At 42.3% G+C, this 19,323-nt stretch carries 14 protein-coding genes and 1 pseudogene; 13 read left to right on the forward strand and 2 right to left on the reverse strand.

Going from position 1 to position 19,323, the window contains the following annotated elements; all coding sequences use genetic code 11:
- Positions 1-262 precede the first annotated feature (262 nt).
- The 11 genes and pseudogenes from MHH86_RS14280 to MHH86_RS14330 all read left to right on the forward strand — a co-directional run.
- Positions 263-1,432, forward strand: a pseudogene (locus MHH86_RS14280) (right-handed parallel beta-helix repeat-containing protein); the annotation flags it as partial.
- Between the two features lie 133 nt (positions 1,433-1,565).
- On the forward strand, positions 1,566-3,017 hold the full coding sequence (locus MHH86_RS14285; RefSeq protein WP_036678236.1) for a spore germination protein: 1,452 nt from the start codon (positions 1,566-1,568) through the stop codon (positions 3,015-3,017).
- A complete protein-coding gene (locus MHH86_RS14290) occupies positions 3,014-4,165 on the forward strand; it encodes a Ger(x)C family spore germination protein (RefSeq protein WP_036678233.1) in 1,152 nt (383 codons plus the stop codon). The genes MHH86_RS14285 and MHH86_RS14290 overlap by 4 nt, the downstream gene beginning before the upstream one ends.
- Positions 4,166-4,186: 21 nt before the next feature.
- Entirely contained in the window at positions 4,187-5,275 is a 1,089-nt protein-coding gene (locus MHH86_RS14295; RefSeq protein WP_036678230.1) for a GerAB/ArcD/ProY family transporter, read from the forward strand.
- Positions 5,276-5,408: 133 nt separating this feature from the next.
- On the forward strand, positions 5,409-6,386 hold the full coding sequence (locus MHH86_RS14300) for a MoxR family ATPase (RefSeq protein WP_036678228.1): 978 nt from the start codon (positions 5,409-5,411) through the stop codon (positions 6,384-6,386).
- A gap of 3 nt (positions 6,387-6,389) precedes the next feature.
- Positions 6,390-7,478 carry a DUF58 domain-containing protein gene (locus MHH86_RS14305; RefSeq protein WP_036678226.1) on the forward strand — a complete coding sequence of 363 codons (1,089 nt, stop codon included), beginning with the start codon at positions 6,390-6,392 and terminating at the stop codon, positions 7,476-7,478.
- Positions 7,475-8,806 carry an FUSC family protein gene (locus MHH86_RS14310; protein ID WP_036678223.1) on the forward strand — a complete coding sequence of 444 codons (1,332 nt, stop codon included), beginning with the start codon at positions 7,475-7,477 and terminating at the stop codon, positions 8,804-8,806. Before MHH86_RS14305 ends, MHH86_RS14310 begins: the two co-directional genes overlap by 4 nt.
- 132 nt (positions 8,807-8,938) lie before the next feature.
- A complete protein-coding gene (locus MHH86_RS14315) occupies positions 8,939-11,536 on the forward strand; it encodes a hypothetical protein (RefSeq protein ID WP_076316205.1) in 2,598 nt (865 codons plus the stop codon).
- 39 nt (positions 11,537-11,575) lie between these two features.
- Positions 11,576-12,295 carry an ABC transporter ATP-binding protein gene (locus MHH86_RS14320; protein WP_036678220.1) on the forward strand — a complete coding sequence of 240 codons (720 nt, stop codon included), beginning with the start codon at positions 11,576-11,578 and terminating at the stop codon, positions 12,293-12,295.
- Positions 12,285-13,673 carry an ABC transporter permease gene (locus MHH86_RS14325; protein WP_170914247.1) on the forward strand — a complete coding sequence of 463 codons (1,389 nt, stop codon included), beginning with the start codon at positions 12,285-12,287 and terminating at the stop codon, positions 13,671-13,673. Before MHH86_RS14320 ends, MHH86_RS14325 begins: the two co-directional genes overlap by 11 nt.
- Positions 13,674-13,703: 30 nt before the next feature.
- The gene (locus MHH86_RS14330; protein ID WP_076141684.1) at positions 13,704-14,792 is read left to right on the forward strand and encodes an efflux RND transporter periplasmic adaptor subunit; all 1,089 of its coding nucleotides are present in this window, start codon (positions 13,704-13,706) and stop codon (positions 14,790-14,792) included.
- Between the two features lie 18 nt (positions 14,793-14,810).
- Here the strand turns inward: MHH86_RS14330 and nagZ are convergent, their stop codons facing one another.
- A complete protein-coding gene (gene nagZ / locus MHH86_RS14335) occupies positions 14,811-16,109 on the reverse strand; it encodes a beta-N-acetylhexosaminidase (protein WP_076316206.1) in 1,299 nt (432 codons plus the stop codon).
- A gap of 127 nt (positions 16,110-16,236) precedes the next feature.
- On the opposite strand from nagZ, the gene MHH86_RS14340 reads away from it, so the two are divergent.
- Complete coding sequence (locus tag MHH86_RS14340) at positions 16,237-16,740, forward strand: ferritin (protein WP_036678216.1); 504 nt, start codon at positions 16,237-16,239, stop codon at positions 16,738-16,740.
- Between the two features lie 37 nt (positions 16,741-16,777).
- Here the strand turns inward: MHH86_RS14340 and MHH86_RS14345 are convergent, their stop codons facing one another.
- The gene (locus tag MHH86_RS14345) at positions 16,778-18,136 is read right to left on the reverse strand and encodes a PQQ-binding-like beta-propeller repeat protein (protein WP_036678214.1); all 1,359 of its coding nucleotides are present in this window, start codon (positions 18,134-18,136) and stop codon (positions 16,778-16,780) included.
- A 249-nt stretch (positions 18,137-18,385) separates the two neighbouring features.
- Here MHH86_RS14345 and MHH86_RS14350 point away from each other — a divergent pair, with 249 nt between their 5' ends.
- Positions 18,386-19,255: a cation diffusion facilitator family transporter gene (locus tag MHH86_RS14350; RefSeq protein WP_036678210.1), complete on the forward strand. Its 870-nt coding sequence runs from the start codon at positions 18,386-18,388 to the stop codon at positions 19,253-19,255.
- Positions 19,256-19,323 lie beyond the last annotated feature (68 nt).

The raw sequence follows: 19,323 nt of genomic DNA on the forward strand, positions 1-19,323 counted from the left end.
TAAAATGTATGTAAATGATGTTTTGCAGTTAAATGCACACGATAACAATTTGACAGCAGGAGGTATTGGACTTGTAGCTTATAAGACAGCAGCGAAGTTCGACAATATCAATGTCTCCGATATCACAACGGGCACTCCGACATCTACGCCTACCGTAGCACCAACAATTGCACCAACGGTAGCTCCTACGGCTACTCCAACAGCAAGCGCAACCCCCACTGCGACAGTAGCTCCAACCACCACTCCAACTGCAACACCAATTGCAGGCTCGATTTATGTAGCCCCTAATGGTCTGGACAGCAACGCAGGAACAATTGGTAGTCCAACCACACTGGCCTCAGCGATTACGAAGGTAGCCCCCGGGGAAACCATCTATATGTGTGGAGGGGTTTACACGTATTCTTCAACAATAATTGTTGGACAAGATAATAACGGAAGCTCTAACTTACGAAAGAACATCGCTGCATATGGGACTGAGAAGCCTATACTGGATTTTTACGCCCAGCCATTTGACCCAGCTCAACGTGGTTTGCAGATATACGGTAACTACTGGAAGGTAAAAGGATTAGAGATAAGAGGCTCAGGAGACAATGGGCTCTTTATTGGCGGGAACTATAACATTATTGAGAATGTTGAAACCCATCATAACCGGGATTCGGGACTGCAAATCAGCCGTTATGCTTCATCTCTGACCAGCATGAGTCAATGGCCGAGCTATAATCAAATCATTGGAGTATACTCTCATGATAATTATGATCCAGATAATGGAGAAGACGCTGATGGTTTTGCTGCTAAGCTGACTATAGGTCCTGGTAACGTATTTGATAAATGTATAGCTGCATGGAATACAGATGACGGCTGGGATCTTTACAGTAAATCAGAAACAGGCCCCATCGGAGTGGTGACGATCAAGAATAGTATCTCCTATAAGAACGGACAGACCTCAGATGGAAATTCAACGGCAAACAGCGATGGGAATGGATTCAAACTAGGTGGTGAAAAGATTGCAGTAAACCACATTGTACTGAATAGCATCGCATTTCAAAATAAAAAACACGGATTCACTTACAACAGTAATCCAGGTTCCATCCAGTTAACAAATAATACTTCTTGGAGTAACGGACAGAGTAACTTTGCTTTTGATACCGGTACTCACCAATTTACGAACAACTTGTCTTTTGCAGGAGGATCGAGCGATAAAACAAGTGGCACCGATATTCTAAGTACTAATGTGTGGTGGAAGAGTAATGCAAGTACCAATGCCAAGGGTTTGGTAGCCAGTGCCGCTGATTTTGTAAGTCTTACGCCTTCAGTGGTGCGAAATGCTGATGGATCTTTTAGTCTGGGCAGTTTCCTCAAATTAACTGGGGGTAGCGACCTAATCGGATCTGGAACACCTAGCGGAACTAATATTGGTGCTACATTTCCTTGATTTGAAATCTAGGGGTTTGATGGGCATGAGTTCGGTACTATACCGGACTCATGCCTTTTTGCTCTGATATAAGAATAAACCTTCCATTTCATTGGCAAACTAAGCCAGATTAACAAGTCACAATCTTGGAGGTATGCCGCAGATGTCTGGAATTATTGAAACAATTAAAGAACAACTAGAGGGATCTAGTGATGCAGTTTTTCAATCCATTCGCCTTCACGGGCATTCCTGCCACTTGATCTATATCCCATTCATTGTGAATTCCCTGAGTCTTCATAAGGATATTGCATTGCCGCTAAGAAATGAAGCAAATTCAGAGCACAAATGGTCTGATTTTTTAGAACGACTGGATCGAGGAGCTGTTTTTCCAATCCCGTATCTTAAGGAGTTTGACTTAAACAAGGCTGTAGATCTGATCGTCGCTGGAAAAGTAGTGCTTTGTTTTGAAGAGCTTCCTTATGTTTATTATTTTGAGATCACGCAATATCAGAAAAGATCGGTCACGGAATCACAAAATGAACTTGTGGTGATTGGACCTCAAGAGGCATTTATTGAAGATATTGAAACGAATCTGTCCCTGCTCCGACACAAAATTAAACATCCGGATCTAAAGACTATTCATTATACGATTGGTAAATATACAAAAACCGATGTGTATGTTGTATACATTGAAGGTCTTTATAAAAAAGAAGTTCTTGCTGAAATTGAAAAGCAAATAAATGAAATAGAAATTGACGGAATATTGGGCATTAGTTATATATCGGAACAATTGCGGAAGGGGAACTTGACACCATTTCCGGTATTTCAATATACAGAACGCCCCGACTCGGTGGCAGCTTCTTTAATGGAAGGCCGGATTGGAATATTACAGGATGGCACACCCACTGCAATGATTGCACCTACATCTTTTTTTACAATGCTACAATCCTCTGAGGATTATTATCAAAGCTTCTATGCAGCAAGCTGGATTCGAATCGTTCGATTTGTGTTCTCCATCATATCCATGATTCTTCCATCGCTTTATGTTGCGATTACAACCTTTCATCCTCAGATCATTCCCTCAAACCTGTTAATTACGATAGCATCTGCCAGAGAGAATATTCCTTTCTCAGCCTTGACTGAGGCTTTAATCATGGAGCTTACCTTCGAGGCCCTTAGAGAAGCTGGAACCCGAATACCAAAGCCTGTGGGCCAGACCGTTTCTATTATTGGGGGTATAGTCATCGGTCAAGCTGCGGTACAAGCAGGAATTGTATCTGCTCCAATGGTCATTGTGGTTTCTATTACCGGAATTGCCACCTACATCATTCCCCATTATGAGCTGGGTTTGACTTTTCGTTTACTTCGTTTCCCTTTATTGATTATGGGGGGGACGATGGGATTACTCGGGGTATATATTACAGCCTTTTTGATTTACGGGCATCTGGCTAATCTTAGGCCGTTAGGTTCACCGTATTTACAACCCGTTGCTCCTTTGGTGTTACAAGACTGGAAGGACACATTATCTCGTTTTCCCTCTAACTATATGAAGAAACGAAGCAACATTTATAGCAACAGGAATCTAAGGAGACAGAAACAAAAATGAGAACTCTAAAAATTGGAGTTGTTATACTTCTACTCCTAAATGTAACAGGCTGCTGGTCGTCCAAGGTGGAACTAGACGAATTAACCTTTGTATACGGCTTGTTTATAGATGTAGGCAAAGAAGCAGGCACCGTTGAAATTACGATTAACTCTCCTTTGCCCAATCGTCTTAACTCATCAAGCCAACCCGCTAGTGGTGGCGGCGATGGAAATAGTTATTCTACAGTTTCCAAGACCGCAGATACGATAGCAGATGCCATGTTACTAGTCCAAAAAGACCTAACACGTCAGCTTAGTCTTTCCCAATTAAAAATAATCGTCTTAGGGAAAGCTTATGCAGAACAAGGAATCGGTGAACTTCTGTTATGGATTAGACGAGAGCCAGCCCTTCCCCTTGGAACCTATGTCATGGCGAGTCCCGGCAGTGCCAAAGAGATGAATACATTAACACCTATCTACGAACAATTGCCTTCTGATGTACTAATGAGCTTTGGAACAGAAAAATATATGTTTTCAACTACAATCAAGGACTGCTTGTTCGCCGAGGCATCTGGAGTTGGGTTTGCTATAAATAATCTTTCATTTGGTAAAAAAGAGGAAACTACAAAAGAAGGTAAACCACAATATTGGGCAGGCATTCAAGGGGCCATGTTGTTTCAGAATGAGAAAATGAAGGGAATACTAAAGCTTAAAGAAGGTAGGGCATTGGCATGGGCCGCAGGCAAGCTTAAGCTGTCGGTTTATTCTGTTACCTGGGATGGAGGAGAAAGTGCGGCAAGTGTTGTATTTGTTAGCACCAAAGCTTCAAAGAAAGTAAAACTAACGGATAAAGGCCCAGTGTTCACAGTGAAATTAAAAGGAAAAGCTAGTGTGATTTATTTAAGGGACCCTAAGAAAAGAAATCTAGAAGAGATCAGTAATATCATTACAGAGAAACTAAGCGATAAAATTACTGCTAATCTGACCGAAGCTATACGTTTATCCCAAGAAGCAGGTGCGGATGTTCTACAACTCGGCATGTTACTGGAATGGAATGATCCGAAACTTTGGAAGGAAGTAAGAGAACGTTGGGATAATTACTACACTCACGAGGCAGATATTAAGGTGGCAACGGACTTTCGCATTGTAGATTTTGGAACAGCAAAATAAAGAACTGAGGAATGAAAAGTTATGCGTACAACAAAGTGGCAGCTGTTCCGGTTTATCACTATTTTTTTCAGCTCACAAACCACCATTTTTTTGATTCCAACTATTATTGCTAGTTCCTCCTATCAAGGCTGGATTGCATTAATAGTTGGCTCTTTATTAGGCTTGATTTTATTATGGTTTACAATCTATGTTGGTAAGCTGCGACCTAATCAAGCTTGGGTTCACTTTGGAAAAGAGATCATTGGCAAATGGCCACATAAATTTATGCTACTGGTCCTACTATGCTGGTGTGTTTATTATGTTTCTTACGATATAGAGAACTTTGTACTATTCTTTGGTTCAAATTATTTAAGAGGAACTCCGCCGCTGTTTATTCAGCTTGTAATTGGTTTGGTGATTATGTACACAGCAAGTCTAGGTTTTGTAACGATTACATATATGGCCGACGGATTATTTATTATTTTTCTAATAACCACGATCATTTTATTTAATTTGTTCCTTTCGAACGCGGATTTTAATATGTTACCAGCTTTTATTCATTATCATGATCCTGGAATCGCCATGAAAGACTCTATTGTGGTTATGTCATGGTTTGGAGAATGGATTGTTCTCTTGTTCGTTGCACCTGATTTAAAAATTGAAGCAAAGATGTTAAAAAGATTGGTATTTGCACAGCTCTATGTATCAATCACTGTCTTAATTGGATGGATATTGACGATGCTGAGTTTTGGTCCACATCTTGGTCAGCAGCTCCAATATCCTTTTCTTGAGATGGTGCGTAGTTCGAAAGAAGAGAATTTATTAGGGAATACTGACCCGCTTTTGATTGGAATATGGTCGTCATCTATGTTTATTCACAGCTCTTTCCTTATCTACATAGCTTCAAAATGTCTATCGAGTTTGTTCAATACTAATAGTAAAAAAATTTACGTTCCTCTTTTAACACTGGCTTCAGTGACAATAGCATACTTATATTCACGAAACGTCGGCAGATATTACGAACACTATAAAAGCTTTGCAATTGTGATCATTTGGCTAATCGTAGAAAGCATACCTATCTTTTATGGGATTGTAGCTTTCATTCGATATCGGCATAAGACTGTGAAATGAAAATCGAAAGGATGACGGGGGCTGTCTAATTATGGACAGTGCCTTTTTTGTGTGAATTATAAATTGGGTACGCTTTCTGTTATGATTAAAGCACTTATTACATAATTATCCTCAGATTGGATGGTGCATTCACATGAATCTTCAAGAAGTTACTGAACTTATCAAATCTATTAGGGCCAATCTTGCCAAAGTCATTGTAGGAAAAGAGGATGGAGTAGACTTGCTGCTGACCGCATTACTTGCGAATGGACATGTTCTGCTGGAAGATGTACCAGGAACGGGTAAAACCTTGCTCGCAAAGGTTCTTGCCAAATCATTAGATTGTTCATTTAAGCGCATTCAATTTACACCGGATTTATTGCCTTCTGATTTAAGCGGGATCAACTATTACAATCAGAAGACGGGAGAGTTTCAGTTCAGACCGGGTCCGGTATTTGCTAATATACTGCTGGCTGACGAAATTAATCGTGCAACACCTAGAACTCAATCCAGCCTATTAGAGTGTATGGAGGAACGGCAAATTACTATCGATGGCGTAACGCACGGATTAGAAGCACCATTTCTTGTCATTGCTACTCAGAATCCGATAGACAACCAGGGGACCTTCCCACTGCCTGAGGCTCAGTTAGATCGATTTTTGATGCGGATTACTACGGGTTATCCTACCTTCGATGAAGGGATACATATTTTACAGCGTTTTCGTGAGAATAATCCGCTCGAAGAGTCTTTTCCTGTAGCAACGGCACAAGATATTCAAGCCGCACAGCGTTTAGCCGCATCGGTAAGTATCAGTGATGATTTATTAGGTTATATCGTACGGATAACGGAAGCTACCCGCAAATCTACGGCAGTAAAACTGGGGGCGAGTCCACGTGCTAGTGGCGCGTTGCTTAGATCAGCTCAGGGATATGCACTTATTCAAGGCAGATCTTATGTAACACCGGATGATATCAAAGCCGTAGCTGTTTCCGTGCTTGCACATCGTCTGCTGCTTCATCGGGGATTAGGCTCAAGAGAGGGACAAGCCGCGGATATTGTATTGCAAGTGCTTCGTGAAGTTGAGGTGCCTGCTGAACCCGTGACGTCCTTAAGAGGCGGAAAGGTGGAATGACCTATGGCTTTGCCTTGGTTCATTTTCATTACAGTGGCGTTGGTGTTACTTCTTGCTGACATTTATAAACGGAATGGCCTGAAAGCGCTTAGTTATTCTCGCTATTTTTCACGCAAGACTGCATATGAAGGAGAACGTATTGAGATGATCGAGGAGATCGTTAATGCGAAGCTTCTTCCTTTGCCGTGGCTCCGATTGGAGTCTAGTATTGCGAGAGGTCTGGAATTTGGAAGTCAGGATAATCTTGGGATTAGTACAGGAGAAATCTCTCAGAATCATATTAGTTTATTCTATTTAAAATCTTATCGTCATATTAAAAGACGGCATCAGGTGACATGTGAGCGTCGTGGTTTATATCGTTTGGAATCCGTGACTATGACAACGGGAGATCCATTTGGTTTGACTCGAAAAAACAAAACGTATCCACTCGAGTTAGAGTTATTGATCTATCCCGTTCTGCTGAATCTAGACGAGCTTCCATTGCCCATTCATAGCTGGCTGGGTGAGCTTCCTGTGAAAAGATGGATCGTTGAAGACCCTTTTCTGACTGCTGGCATTCGTGAGTATAGCTCAGGAGATTCTATGGGATTGGTAAACTGGAAGGCTACAGCACGTACTGGTGTTATGCAGGTTCATAAAAAAGATTATACTGCTGACTCCCGGCTCGTCATCTGTCTGAATATAGAGGACAGTGATTCCATGTGGAGAACGGTGACTGATGTGGAACGAATCGAGCAAGGAATAAGATATGCAGCGACTATAGCTGAATACGCAATGCAGCATGGAATTGAGACCGGATTAATCTGTAATGGCAGATTGGACGATGCTGGCGAAAGAGATCCAATTGAAGCAGAGCCGATGGCTCAGCTCGAAGATATGTTAGAGCTGCTGGCAAGGCTGAAGCTGGATAGAACACTTCCTATGAGTCGACTATTGGAATTGCAGGTTGAGAGTGGAATTAGTGACACAGACTTTCTAATCATAAGCTGCCATAGAGGAGCAGAATTGCAAAAGGCGACGGATCTCCTAATGCAGCAAGGCAATGGTGTGGAATGGCTGGATATTCCGGAACAAGGGAGAGAGAGCGCATGAAGCTTACGTTGTCTGGCTATGTAAGGGAAACAGTCAAACTCTGGTTGTGGTCTGTTATTGAATTGTTGCTATTTCTACCGGTTTGGGTTCTATTTCAGATTTATTTGTTGCCCCAACAAGATGAACAAATATGGTTGATTGCGCTGCCTATACTAGCTTTAGCGGGCATTCTTTTGCGCAATTTTTGCAATGTAAGATGGAAGCAATTGCTTGCCGCCTTAATCCTCGGGGTATTATTAGGTGCGGTTTCAGGGAGTTTATCCATCGAAAGCCTTCCCTTAGGTGTGGCTGGATTTATATGTACATTTTTAGGGATGACGGTAGACTCTAGAAATAATAGATTCAGAATGTTTTGGATAGGTATAATAATCTATTTTGTAGCTACTATAGCGTTTCATAGAGTTCCTGAATTGGAGCCAAGTGTGCCGTTATTGACCTGGTGTGGCAGTCTGTATTTAATACTGACTTTACTTATTTCTAATAGCAGCTATATACGATACAGCGCACTTACTGAAGAGAATGAAACGCTGCCCAAAGGGATACAACGGAATAATCGTATATATGTCATTGTGATTGGAGTTATTGCAGCTGTACTAGCAGCAGGTGTCGGCAAAGCTATAGGAACACTGGTATGGAGACTCTTACGCTCATTTTTCAATTTTATTAATCAGTTATTTTCTGGCACAAAAGAACCAGAGCCTCCGCCAGCAGAATTGCCGCCAGCAACGCCGATGTTACCACCTGTTGGCGAGCAAAAGCGGGGCTGGCTAGCTATTATACTAGAGTACGGGTTCTATATTTTGGCAGCGGTATTATTGGGGTTTGTAGCCTATTATGCACTTCGCTGGTTGTACAGAAATGCTGGAGAAAAGTGGCGGAGAGCCATAGATGCATTGTTATCGATGTTACGTAGGGAACATGCCCCTAAGAATAATACAGCATATCTTGACGAAGAGAAAAGCGTCTTTACTTGGGAACAAACCGTTCGAGGGTTGAAGGATTTCTGGAGCTCACGTCTTCCTTCAAAACATCGAAAGGATCGCTGGGAACAGATGAATGGCGAGCAGGAACGTGTACGTTGGCTTTATCGGCGGTGGCTAAATATAAAGCGCGATAACGGTTATGAAATGAAAAGTTATCTTACGCCGCAGGAAACAAAAAGGGATGTTTTGCTATGGGGAGATCGTAACAAGCATAAACGTAAGGGAGATGAAGATTCTATAGCTGCGTCAGAACAATTGATTGAAATATATGAAAAAGTTAGATACGGAGAAGACCAGCCTGCGGCTTCTGATATTGCAGCCTTGAAAAATCAACTGAAATTATAGAATCGTTTTCAGAATATATGCAAATTGGAACAAATAGGTTACAAAAGGCCTGTAAGTGTTACAACATGGATACAATTGGATCTGCTCTAACCACTATAATAATTCTAGTAAAATACTCGTGGAGGGAAGTCAATGAGAAAGCATAGCAGTACATATGTTGTTTTACTCTTAAGCACCTTTGTCATAAGCCAGTTGACAGGGCATACCGCTTCGGCTGCATCAGTTAGTTCTGTTCAGCCAAAATCTGCGGTAGCTGCTGCAACTGTAGCAGCTCTTAGTAATCTGGGTTCCGTTTCTTTAGGAGCTAATATCAAAGCTACACTGGAAGATGTGAATATTTGGTCACAACCTGGAGGCAATATTTTAACTTATACAATTAACTATTCGAATGGCAGCAACAAAAGTGCTAGCCTATTGTATTATTTTTCGAGAGTTATGACCTCTGGCGGCTCTGTCATTCCAGGGAATCCACTAAGTGCTGACTCTACTAAGAAAAAAGTGGGTTCTAATGAAAGCTTGCGCGTTACATATTATGTTAATGTCGGCCAGGTAAACTCGTTAAAAGGTATCAAGATTCCAATGTACGTTTGGGATTCCAAAACCAAGGGGTATCTCAAGCAAGTAGGAACTTTTAATATACCCGCCAACTATTCGCCAACCGCTGTAAACGGTAAAACTGTAAGCACTACAATGAATGACATTCCGGTTGTTGCTAAAAGTGAATCCTTGGAGCTCTACAAATACAGCGGAAAGGTTTATGCCAAGGTCGGCATAAGCTTGACCAATAAAGGCAGCAAAGTATTAAGTGATCCTGGTTACGCAGCATATTTGGTCTCGGCAGGGGGAAGCTCGTATGAATTAGCCCTTGACCGTTCTCAGCTTAGTTATAAAATTCAGCCACAAGAGAAAAAGACCATTTATTATCTTACAGAAATTCCTTCGTATATGAAGACGGATAATATGAAACTGCAATTCACCCAAAAGGATGAGGCGCTGAAGCTGGAGATTGCCAAATCTTCGTACAAGCTGCCTGCGGCTACAACACCAAATTTGGTAGTTGGCAAAGGTGTAATCAAGAAAATTACCATCAATAACAATACGATTGAAACACAATTAAATAACGCAACCGTATACGCAGAGAACAATAAGGGATTCTGGACTTTTCAGCTGCGAGTGAAGAATACAGGGAAGACAGCCGTTACGTTACCTTCTTATGAGCTTGCCGTCAAATCCTCAACTGGGACAACCTTTCCGATCAATTCTAAGGGCTTGAGCGGATTAACCATAAAACCTCTGGAGGAAAAAATCATCCCGCTTACCGCACAAGTCCCCCTTGAAGTAGAACAGAATTCACTGCAATTGCAGATGATTGAGGCTGTTTCTGCTCCAGATAATAGTGAGACGGGAACTACCGGAGACGGAGCAGGAACTGGAAGCACTGGTGGAACCAATGTCGTTACGGGCAACACAGCTAAACTAACTGTTCCGGTTGCTTACTTTACAATCTCCTATACCTTGCGTCCAGAGATACAGAAAGGGCTCGAATATAGAGCTACAAATGAATATGGGACGTTTACTTACAGTTTAGTTTCCTTACAGCGTTTTCCATGGAAAGACGACGATATCGTAGTTGCCAGATTAAATATTACGAATACCCAATCGGTTGCCTTGTCTCTGCCGGAATTAAAGGGAGCTGTTCAGGTAGACAATGAGGACATGTCATCTTCAACGGAACTGTTTATGGATAAGGAAACTTCAACGATTGGACCAGGTAAAAACGCTGAAATCTATGTGTTTGCCAAAATTCCTTATACACAAGAGTTCGATAAACTAAAATTAAATCTTTATTCTATGGTAAAAGAAGAGAAGAGCTCGTTCCTATCAGTTACTACTAACAGCATGATGAACGCTGTAGCTTCTATTGAAACTGGAGGAAGTTATGTTATCTCTGGTAAAGGTAAGAACGCTAAAGTGCAAGAGAACAAAACCATTATTTATGAAGGACTTAACTCCAATCTCGTATACACAGAGCTCCTTTTGAGCAGTGAAGAGAAAAGACAAAGCAAAATGGCTCGCCTCCAAGCTTATTACAAAACGGGAGACGGTCAGCTATTCGAAGCTACAGCCAATCAACCAGATACTTCTGCTACTCCGGGCGGTAAGCAATTAATCACCTTCTGGGCGAAGGTTCCGAAGGCCGTTAATACTTCTGATGTTAGCCTGTTCCTAGGGCCAGGGATTACTGGGAATAAGCTGACGGAACCGGGTCAGGAATCCACTGGATTTATTAATATGGCTTCACTGTCATTAAATCCGGTTACCACTCCACCAGAGAAGAACTTGACGAAGGTGGCAATTTATCCGTATACCATGTCCGTTCTAAGTTCAGAAGGGCGCTCATTGCAAGGCAGTGACTCTATAAATATAGTTATGAATTACAATCTTCTTCGTGATAGCAGCTATGATATGGGTACCTTCACGCATAAACTGGTCCTGAAAATGACGGACCCATATGGTCTTTCTCAGGAACGAAGCTTGAACATCGGTACTGATATTCTTGAAGGGACCAACAACTCGTATACAGCAAGCTTTAGCAATAATATGTATAAGAATTTGTCAGGAGGTACCTACCGGATCACGCTGTACGATGAATTCCAAGGCGAACGGATCGAGCTGGCTAGTCAAGCTTATAACATCAAGATTGATAGAGCAGTTGTAACTGAGAAATAGCATTTCATATCTATTATTGTACGAAGAGGAGCAGCTCCAATGTTGCGAGTGGAAAATGTAACGCATTCTTATAAAAACGGTAATGAAACTACAGCAGTGCTTCATCAAATTGACTTTTCTGTGAAAGAGGGGGAGATGGTAGCACTGCTGGGGAGCTCGGGTTCCGGTAAGTCAACGATGCTGAATCTGATGGCAGGACTAATGAAGCCTACTGAAGGCCATATTTATATTGCCGATCAAGATATCGTGAAGATGAGTGAGAATAAGTTATCGGAATTTCGCAGAAAAAATATCGGGTTTATCTTTCAAGCGTATGAGCTGATTACTAGCATGACAGTCCGTGAAAATGTAGAGCTGCCGCTGGTTTTTCAATCCGTTGCACCCTCTATACGTAAACAAAAAGCTTTAGAATTGTTGGAAGGGGTCGGCATTCCTGATAAAGCCGACTTGTTCCCTTCCCAGCTGTCTGGCGGACAGCAGCAGCGTGTCAGTATTGCGCGCTCCTTAATTACGGAACCGTCTGTTATTTTTGCAGATGAACCAACCGGAAACCTAGATTCGAAGACAGAAGAAGAAATTATCAATATCCTGCTTAACCTGAACAAGAAGATGAAGACCACCTTCATAGTTGTAACTCACGAGCTAAAAGTCGCGGAGCAAATGCAGCGGATATTCACGCTTCGGGACGGATATATGATTACTGAAAACCAAACTTCTTCGGATACTGAACTCGAAGGGGGTATACTCATTGAGGATTAGTGATATTTCCCGCTTGGCTTGGGAACAGGTCAAACGGCGGAAAGTTGTCACAGGTCTTTGTATGGCTGGCATATCCATTGGATGTGCTGCAATCATAGTTGCATTAAGTATAGGAGACTCCGCACAGAGCTACACGGAGCGGGAAATCAACCGCAATTTCAAAATGGATGAAATTACGGTGTCGCCCAACGGAGGTATACCCTCCCAAGGAGGAGGCAGCGGTGGCAGCGGATCGTCTGCGGCCAATGAAAAGCTTGATCCCGGCAGGCTGACGGCGCAAAAGCTGGAGATTATTAAAGGCTTGCGGCATGTAACTGCAGCAGCTCCCTTTCAAGAGCTAGGGTACATACAGATGTTGACTATCGATAATAAAATAACAGATGTACAGCTTATTGGAACCGATCTACGCCTGTTAACGAAATATGATAAGAAATTCAAACAAGGCGGGGCTTCTGATTTAGTGGGAATGGCTGTACTGAACTATGGTGCAACCGTTGGACTGATTGATAACGAAACTCGGCAGCGGCTTTTTGAACAACTGAGTACAGATCCATATAACAATAAGTTGATGGAACAGTACAACAGCTTAAGTATGCTTCCAACAGATATGTACAAGCAACAGGTTCAATTACAATCTTTTGATCCCGCCTCTCAAACCGGAGGGATGTTAGTTAGCTCACCGATTCAAGTGGTGGGGATCCTCGACAACCCGAGTGGAACGAACGAGAATATGGCTATGTACGACAAGAAGATCTATGTGTCACTAGAGACTGGCGAGCGGCTTGTAGAACAAATGAAGCTATCGAGTGGAACCGCTGGGCAAAAGGGTGTCTATAACTCAGCGATTGTAAAGGTAGACAGCACTGAGAATATCGTGGAACTAGAGAAGCTTATTCAGAAACTTACACTAACGACAAGCACGAATTTGTATCAAAAAGAGGCACTCGCTGATACCTTCAGCATGGTCAAGAAAGCGGCTCTCGGTGTAGGTGTATTTATTCTAATTATTGCTTCGATCTCCATTATCGTTGCGATGACTATGTCCACTCATCAACGACGGCGGCAGATCGGTATCATGAAAGTGCTGGGCGCCAATATGGGCCAGATCCGCAATATGTTCATTACAGAAGCGGCATTGCTCGGGATGTTGGGCGGATTGCTTGGTATAGTCTTTTCATACTTGATTGTATTAGGAATTAATAAGCTCATCGGTACCTCTTCAGGAATGGGTGGAGGCGAGCCTTTGGTGATTTATATTCCTCTGATGACTCTCCCGGTAGGGATCGCATTTGCGGTAATGACAGGGGTATTATCAGGTATTTATCCGGCGATCAGTGCATCCAGAACGAATGCACTCACGGCGATTAAACGGGATTAGCTATTTTTAAGTTGAAAGGAAGCCAAAGAGATGAAGAGGAGAATCAAGTGGATAGTATTGGTACTGATTATAATTGCAGCAGGTTATTTTCTATACAATAAGATGTATAAGCCTGAAGCGCAGTTAGAGCCTGTTGAACCCCCACAAGCAATAACTTTTGAGGTCACACAGGAGACCATTACCAATTCCATACAGGTTAAAGGTAATTCTAATTATGAGAAAGAAACGCTTGTTTATGCTCCATATGCTTCAAAGGTGACAAAGTGGAAGGTTGAGAACGGTGGACAAGTCAAAAAAGGCGATTTACTGTTTACTCTCGATCAGGAAGCCTTAAAGAATGAGATTGCTACACAAGAGGCGACTATCCGAAAAGCAAAGCTGGAAGCAGAGCTGAATGAATTTGTGAGCCAGCAAGACGAGGAGAATGCAGCCCTTGGTGCGACTGAAGCAGAACGGATTAAAGCACTCACAGCCCAAGAAGCAACACGGCTAGGGGACGAGCTTAATCAGGTCAATGCCGAAATACAGGCACGCGAATTAACAGAGAAAAAAGCCAAACTCAAAACAGCACTTTATTATGCTCCGGCATCCGGCATTTTCTTATTTGACAGTGCAAGCGAAATTCCGCAAACAGTGACAGATAATCAATATATCGGAAAAATAGTAGATATGAACAAGCTTGAATTCATTGCTCTTGTAGGTGAACAAGACGTCTTCCGTATAAAGACAGGCATGAAGGTCGACGTAAAAATGACAGCTATAAAAGATTTGAAGTTATCTGGAGAAGTTACGAAGGTAGCGAAATTTGCAAAGACTGCTTCAGGTCAGAATGCCACTACCAGTTCAGTTCCTCAATTCGAAGTGGTGATCACGCTGCAGCCTGACGAGCATTTGATCGGTGGCTTAAGCTTAAACGGAGAAATTGAAACAGTTCGCAAAGAAAATGCCACCGTTGTATCCAGCATAGCTGTAATGCATGAAGGAGACCTCTCCTACGTTATGCTGGATAAAGGGGACGGGCAATATGAACGAAAAGATATCGAAGTGGGTCTGGAAACAACGGACAAAACAGAGGTTCTCTCTGGGTTGAAGGTTGGAGATGTTGTTGTTCTTCAGTAAAAATGACTAACGCTTGATTTACTTCTCAATCGTTTGACGCCAAACGTTAATATCTTTATTAAGATCGGTAAGATCAGGAACCGGGATTTGCTCATCGGAAAGGTTATATTTGGCTTTTAAGGCTAAGATCCGATAGACGCTTTCATCAATCCGTGTTTCTTGAATCTTACCGTTTTTTACGTTTTGCAGGAGGGAGTCCATGACCCGTTTTTCATTATCATAGCCATGAGCGACAAGGAGAATATCACTACCTGCATTCACAGTATCTACAGCTGCAGCAGCCAGATCGTAGTTCTTCATGATGGCTCCCATGGTTAGATCATCTGTAATTACGATTCCTTGGTAGCCCATTTCATCTCGAAGCTGTTCACCAATAATGGTACGCGATAAGGATGCGGGTTTGTCTGGATCTAATTTTGGAAACAAAATATGAGCGACCATTACGGCGTCCGTCCCCTCTTTAATGGCTGCTTGGAAGGGGAGCCATTCTAATTCGGCTAGCTGACCGGCTGTTTTATTCACAATCGGCAGAGCCAGATGGGAGTCGACAGAGGTATCTCCGTGTCCTGGGAAATGTTTGACAACAGGAACGACGCCTTCACTCTCAATTCCCTTCATTTCGGCAATCCCTAGTTGAATGACTTGGCCAGCAGCATTACCGAACGAACGATCTCCGATGACTGGATTATCTGGATTGCTATTGATATCGAGAACGGGAGCAAAGTTCATATTAAATCCGGCTGAACGTACTTCTCTTGCGAGCAGCTTTCCCATTTTCTCGGCAGCAGCAGCGTCATTACTTGCACCCACTGTTCCGTTAGAAGGGAATGTAGCATATTCTTTAGGCATCCGGCTGACTTTTCCACCCTCTTGATCCACACTCATGAATAGTGGGGCAGGGTTGCCAGTGTTACTCTTTTTCATAGAATTGATAAGACTGATCATCCCTTTCAGGCTTTTAATATTGTCCTTATAGAGGATGATTCCACCGATTTTGTCTTCGGTAATCATCTTTTTAGCTTGCTCATCAAGGACAGTTCCATCAATTCCAACTAGGAGCATTTGTCCGATTTTTTCTTCCAAAGTCATCCCAGCAACCTGAAGAGCAATTGGATCGCTGATTGCTGAGGGGGGGGGAGCCAAGCTAGCGGTTGGTGAAGGTGTGGATTGGGAGGTCGGTGTAGCGGTAGCTTCAGATTGTGAATTATTGCTGCTATTGGAACAGCCAGCTATGAGGAACAGTGACACCATAGCTGCAATAATGAAGAGTGTACCGGAAATCTTAGGCTTTAGGCTGTGACGGGTCAATCTAATCATCTGAATAGTCGTCCTTTCGTTAGCTAAATTAGATATTGGGAGAGGAATCCTTGCTGACTTAGAAGCACGGTGATAAGATAAACTTAAATATTTACATATTAAATTTGAATAATGAGGTGACGGTCCAATGAAAGATGGATTAGTACAAGCACTTAATGAACAGATGAATTTCGAGTTTTATTCCGCTCATGTTTATCTAGCGATGGCTGCTTATTGTTCCGGCGAAAGTCTGGATGGATTTGCAAACTTTTTTCTAATTCAAGCCGAAGAAGAACGGTTCCATGCCATGAAGATTTATAAGTTCCTTAACGATCGGGATAACCGTGCTACGCTAGAAGCACTACCAGAGCCGAAGAACGAATATAACTCGATGTTAGATGCTTTTGAACATGCCTTCGCGCATGAACAACAGAACACTAAACGGTTCTATCATTTGGCTGATCTTGCTCTGGATGAGCGTGAACATGCGACGATTTATTTCTTGAAATGGTTTATAGACGAGCAAGTAGAAGAAGAAGCACTCTTTAGCAACATCATCAGTAAACTGAAACGAATTGATAAAGATAGCAACGCCTTCTACATGCTGGATGCCGAGTTTGCTGCACGTACTTTTACAGCTCCGGCTGAATAAGTTATTGAAGCCCAAAAGCCTGAGAAATCAGGCTTTTTTATTTTATAGATGCAGGAAGTTTAATGGCGAGCAGCTTATTATCCGTTCGAATCATCAGCATCCCTCCAGTTTTAAGGGAAGGGGCAAAGTTACGAGAGCCTGTGTTCACAGTGAAAATAGGCTTCAGAGTTAACATGTCATAAGCGTGAAATAGGCCATCAGATTGTCCACTATAAACCACGTTTCCGAACAGATCCGTCTGTACCACTGGATTCTCTCCAATATTGAGGTCGACAAGCTGTCCAGTTCCTAGCTTAAGTGCGGATAAAGTACCTTTATCTTGATTTTGAAATAACATTCTTTGTTGATAAACTTGGTTCAGTGGAGAGTCTTTTTCTTTAACCATCGAGGTCCAGGTTTGCACCGGTTTACCCTCTGCAGAATAATTCCAGAAATCATATTTCACAAACTTACTACCCTGAAAGATATAAAAGTCTTTTCCATCCAAAAACGCGTTTCCATTCATCCCATTATAAGTGTACACACCATCCTTATTCTCGGTATCTGTCCATTTATATAAACGTTCTCCTTTTAATTCTCCCGTCTTTATGTTGAACACGGATACTTTGACTTTACGATTTACCGGGTCATCATCCATCATAAATGTATTCGTAATGGAGTAGAGAAGTCCATCCTTCACTGCTAACGGCATCCATTGCCGGGTCTGGTCCCATAGTTTTTTTCCTGTCAGACTGTCATAGGCGGCTAGTCCAGCAGTTGTTAAGGCCCCTTGAGACAGATAGCTGCGAATAACGACCCCATCTGTTTCCATGAGATCTGATAAGCCTGTAAAGTTATTACTTTTTTCTACAGCCTTCCATTTGATCTTTCCGGTTACGGCGTCAACTGCTGCTAATTGTTCCTCTTGTGTAACATAAATAGTAGATCCTAAACGCTGTATATTTGTAGCTTTGGGGAGTGTTATGGAAGCCGACCATGCTTTTTTACCTGCCTCACTAACGGCATATAGGGAGCCGCTTTGGGTCAGACCGTAGATAAATCCATTATTGTATGTGAATAGCGGCGCTAATCCACTTCCGAACTCCCATAATTTTTTGCCTGTTGCCGCATTCATTGCGGTTAATTTTTCATTGCGCTGCAACGCAAAGATCTTCCCGTTTTCCGCGAGTGCTGTAATGTCCTGTCCGGTGATTCTGTCTTTTTTTAAAATGGCGAGTTGTGCTGACCAAACAGGTTTTAGGATCGGGGCTGTGACTTCACTGTAATAAGTGTTACTTAGGCTTACAACTGCTTTTTCTGCGGAAATGACTGACGTTGATCCACTGTTTGTTACTGGAATTAAAATACTCCCTATAGCTAAACACGTAACAATTTTCTTCGGCAAAGACTGAATCATCACTCCACGCTCCTTTAAATTTGTCATTACTATAATTAGACAATAAAAATAGCAAAAAGTTACTATTCCAGAAGAATGGAAGCAAAGTTGAACGGGGGCAAACTATGTTACGTTCTGCAAAACAGTTACGACCTTGCAACTCTATTTGACAGAGGGAACTATTACGCCCCGTAGCAACACTGTTTCTCTAGACCCACCCGAATCTCAAAGTGTAGTATAGAACAATACTATTCTTTGGGGGTTCTTTTTTTGGAAACTTATAACGACATTAAACAAGGCGAAAAAGGAGCTTGGCTAAGCATCGTTGCTTATATCTTTTTATCAGCTATCAAGCTGTTCATAGGTACAGTCTCAGGATCTCAAGCGTTGCTTGCAGATGGATTGAATAACAGTACCGATATTATTGCTTCTATCGCGGTACTAATTGGCCTGAAGATTTCCAGAAGACCGCCGGATTCGAACCACAGCTACGGGCATTTTAGAGCGGAGACCGTGGCTTCATTAATTGCTTCATTCATTATGATTGCGGTAGGGCTTCAAGTTTTGTATCAAGCTGTGAACAAGTTTATTCAACCAGCACTGGAAAGTCCTGATCTTATAGCGGCGTGGACGGCAGTGGGGTGTGCTGTAGTTATGATGGCTGTCTATATGTATAATATTAGGCTGGCCCGCGCCATTAACAGTAACGCAATGCGGGCAGTAGCACTGGATAATCGATCAGATGCTATAGTTAGCGTGGGCGCTTTTATCGGAATTGTGGCTTCCTCCTTAGGCGTTCCTTGGCTTGACCCGCTTACAGCTATCATTGTCGGACTAATCATCTGTAAGACGGCATGGGATATCTTTAGCAAGGCTACGCATGATCTAACGGACGGATTTGATGCGGAAGAGCTTGAACAGATGAAAGAAACTGTGGCAGAAATTGATGGCGTACAATCCATAAAAGATATCAAAGCCCGTATCCATGGGAATAACGTATTAGTAGACACAACTGTACTAGTGGATTCTCAGCTAAGTGTGGTGCAGAGCCATGATATTACGGAAGAAATTGAAGAACAGTTAAAAGACCGGCACCAAGTTTCCAATGTACTTGTACATATCGAACCCGTGATGAAGTAGAGATTATTAAATAGGTACCAAATCAGTAGGTGCTATATGTACAGCTAAAGGTTGAATATAGACGCCTG

The sequence above is a fragment of the Paenibacillus sp. FSL F4-0097 genome, from assembly GCF_038593125.1.
In the GTDB taxonomy this organism is placed as follows: Bacteria; Bacillota; Bacilli; order Paenibacillales; family Paenibacillaceae; genus Paenibacillus_AQ; species Paenibacillus_AQ odorifer.

What these genes read in the sequence shown, in the direction of transcription:
- MHH86_RS14285 (WP_036678236.1), top strand. Translation starts at nt 1,566, where the DNA reads ATGCCGCAGATGTCTGGAATTATTGAAACAATTAAAGAACAACTAGAG.
- MHH86_RS14290 (WP_036678233.1), top strand. Translation starts at nt 3,014, where the DNA reads ATGAGAACTCTAAAAATTGGAGTTGTTATACTTCTACTCCTAAATGTA.
- MHH86_RS14295 (WP_036678230.1), top strand. Translation starts at nt 4,187, where the DNA reads ATGCGTACAACAAAGTGGCAGCTGTTCCGGTTTATCACTATTTTTTTC.
- MHH86_RS14300 (WP_036678228.1), top strand. Translation starts at nt 5,409, where the DNA reads ATGAATCTTCAAGAAGTTACTGAACTTATCAAATCTATTAGGGCCAAT.
- MHH86_RS14305 (WP_036678226.1), top strand. Translation starts at nt 6,390, where the DNA reads ATGGCTTTGCCTTGGTTCATTTTCATTACAGTGGCGTTGGTGTTACTT.
- MHH86_RS14310 (WP_036678223.1), top strand. Translation starts at nt 7,475, where the DNA reads ATGAAGCTTACGTTGTCTGGCTATGTAAGGGAAACAGTCAAACTCTGG.
- MHH86_RS14315 (WP_076316205.1), top strand. Translation starts at nt 8,939, where the DNA reads ATGAGAAAGCATAGCAGTACATATGTTGTTTTACTCTTAAGCACCTTT.
- MHH86_RS14320 (WP_036678220.1), top strand. Translation starts at nt 11,576, where the DNA reads ATGTTGCGAGTGGAAAATGTAACGCATTCTTATAAAAACGGTAATGAA.
- MHH86_RS14330 (WP_076141684.1), top strand. Translation starts at nt 13,704, where the DNA reads ATGAAGAGGAGAATCAAGTGGATAGTATTGGTACTGATTATAATTGCA.
- nagZ (WP_076316206.1), bottom strand. Translation starts at nt 16,109, where the DNA reads ATGATTAGATTGACCCGTCACAGCCTAAAGCCTAAGATTTCCGGTACA.
- MHH86_RS14340 (WP_036678216.1), top strand. Translation starts at nt 16,237, where the DNA reads ATGAAAGATGGATTAGTACAAGCACTTAATGAACAGATGAATTTCGAG.
- MHH86_RS14345 (WP_036678214.1), bottom strand. Translation starts at nt 18,136, where the DNA reads ATGATTCAGTCTTTGCCGAAGAAAATTGTTACGTGTTTAGCTATAGGG.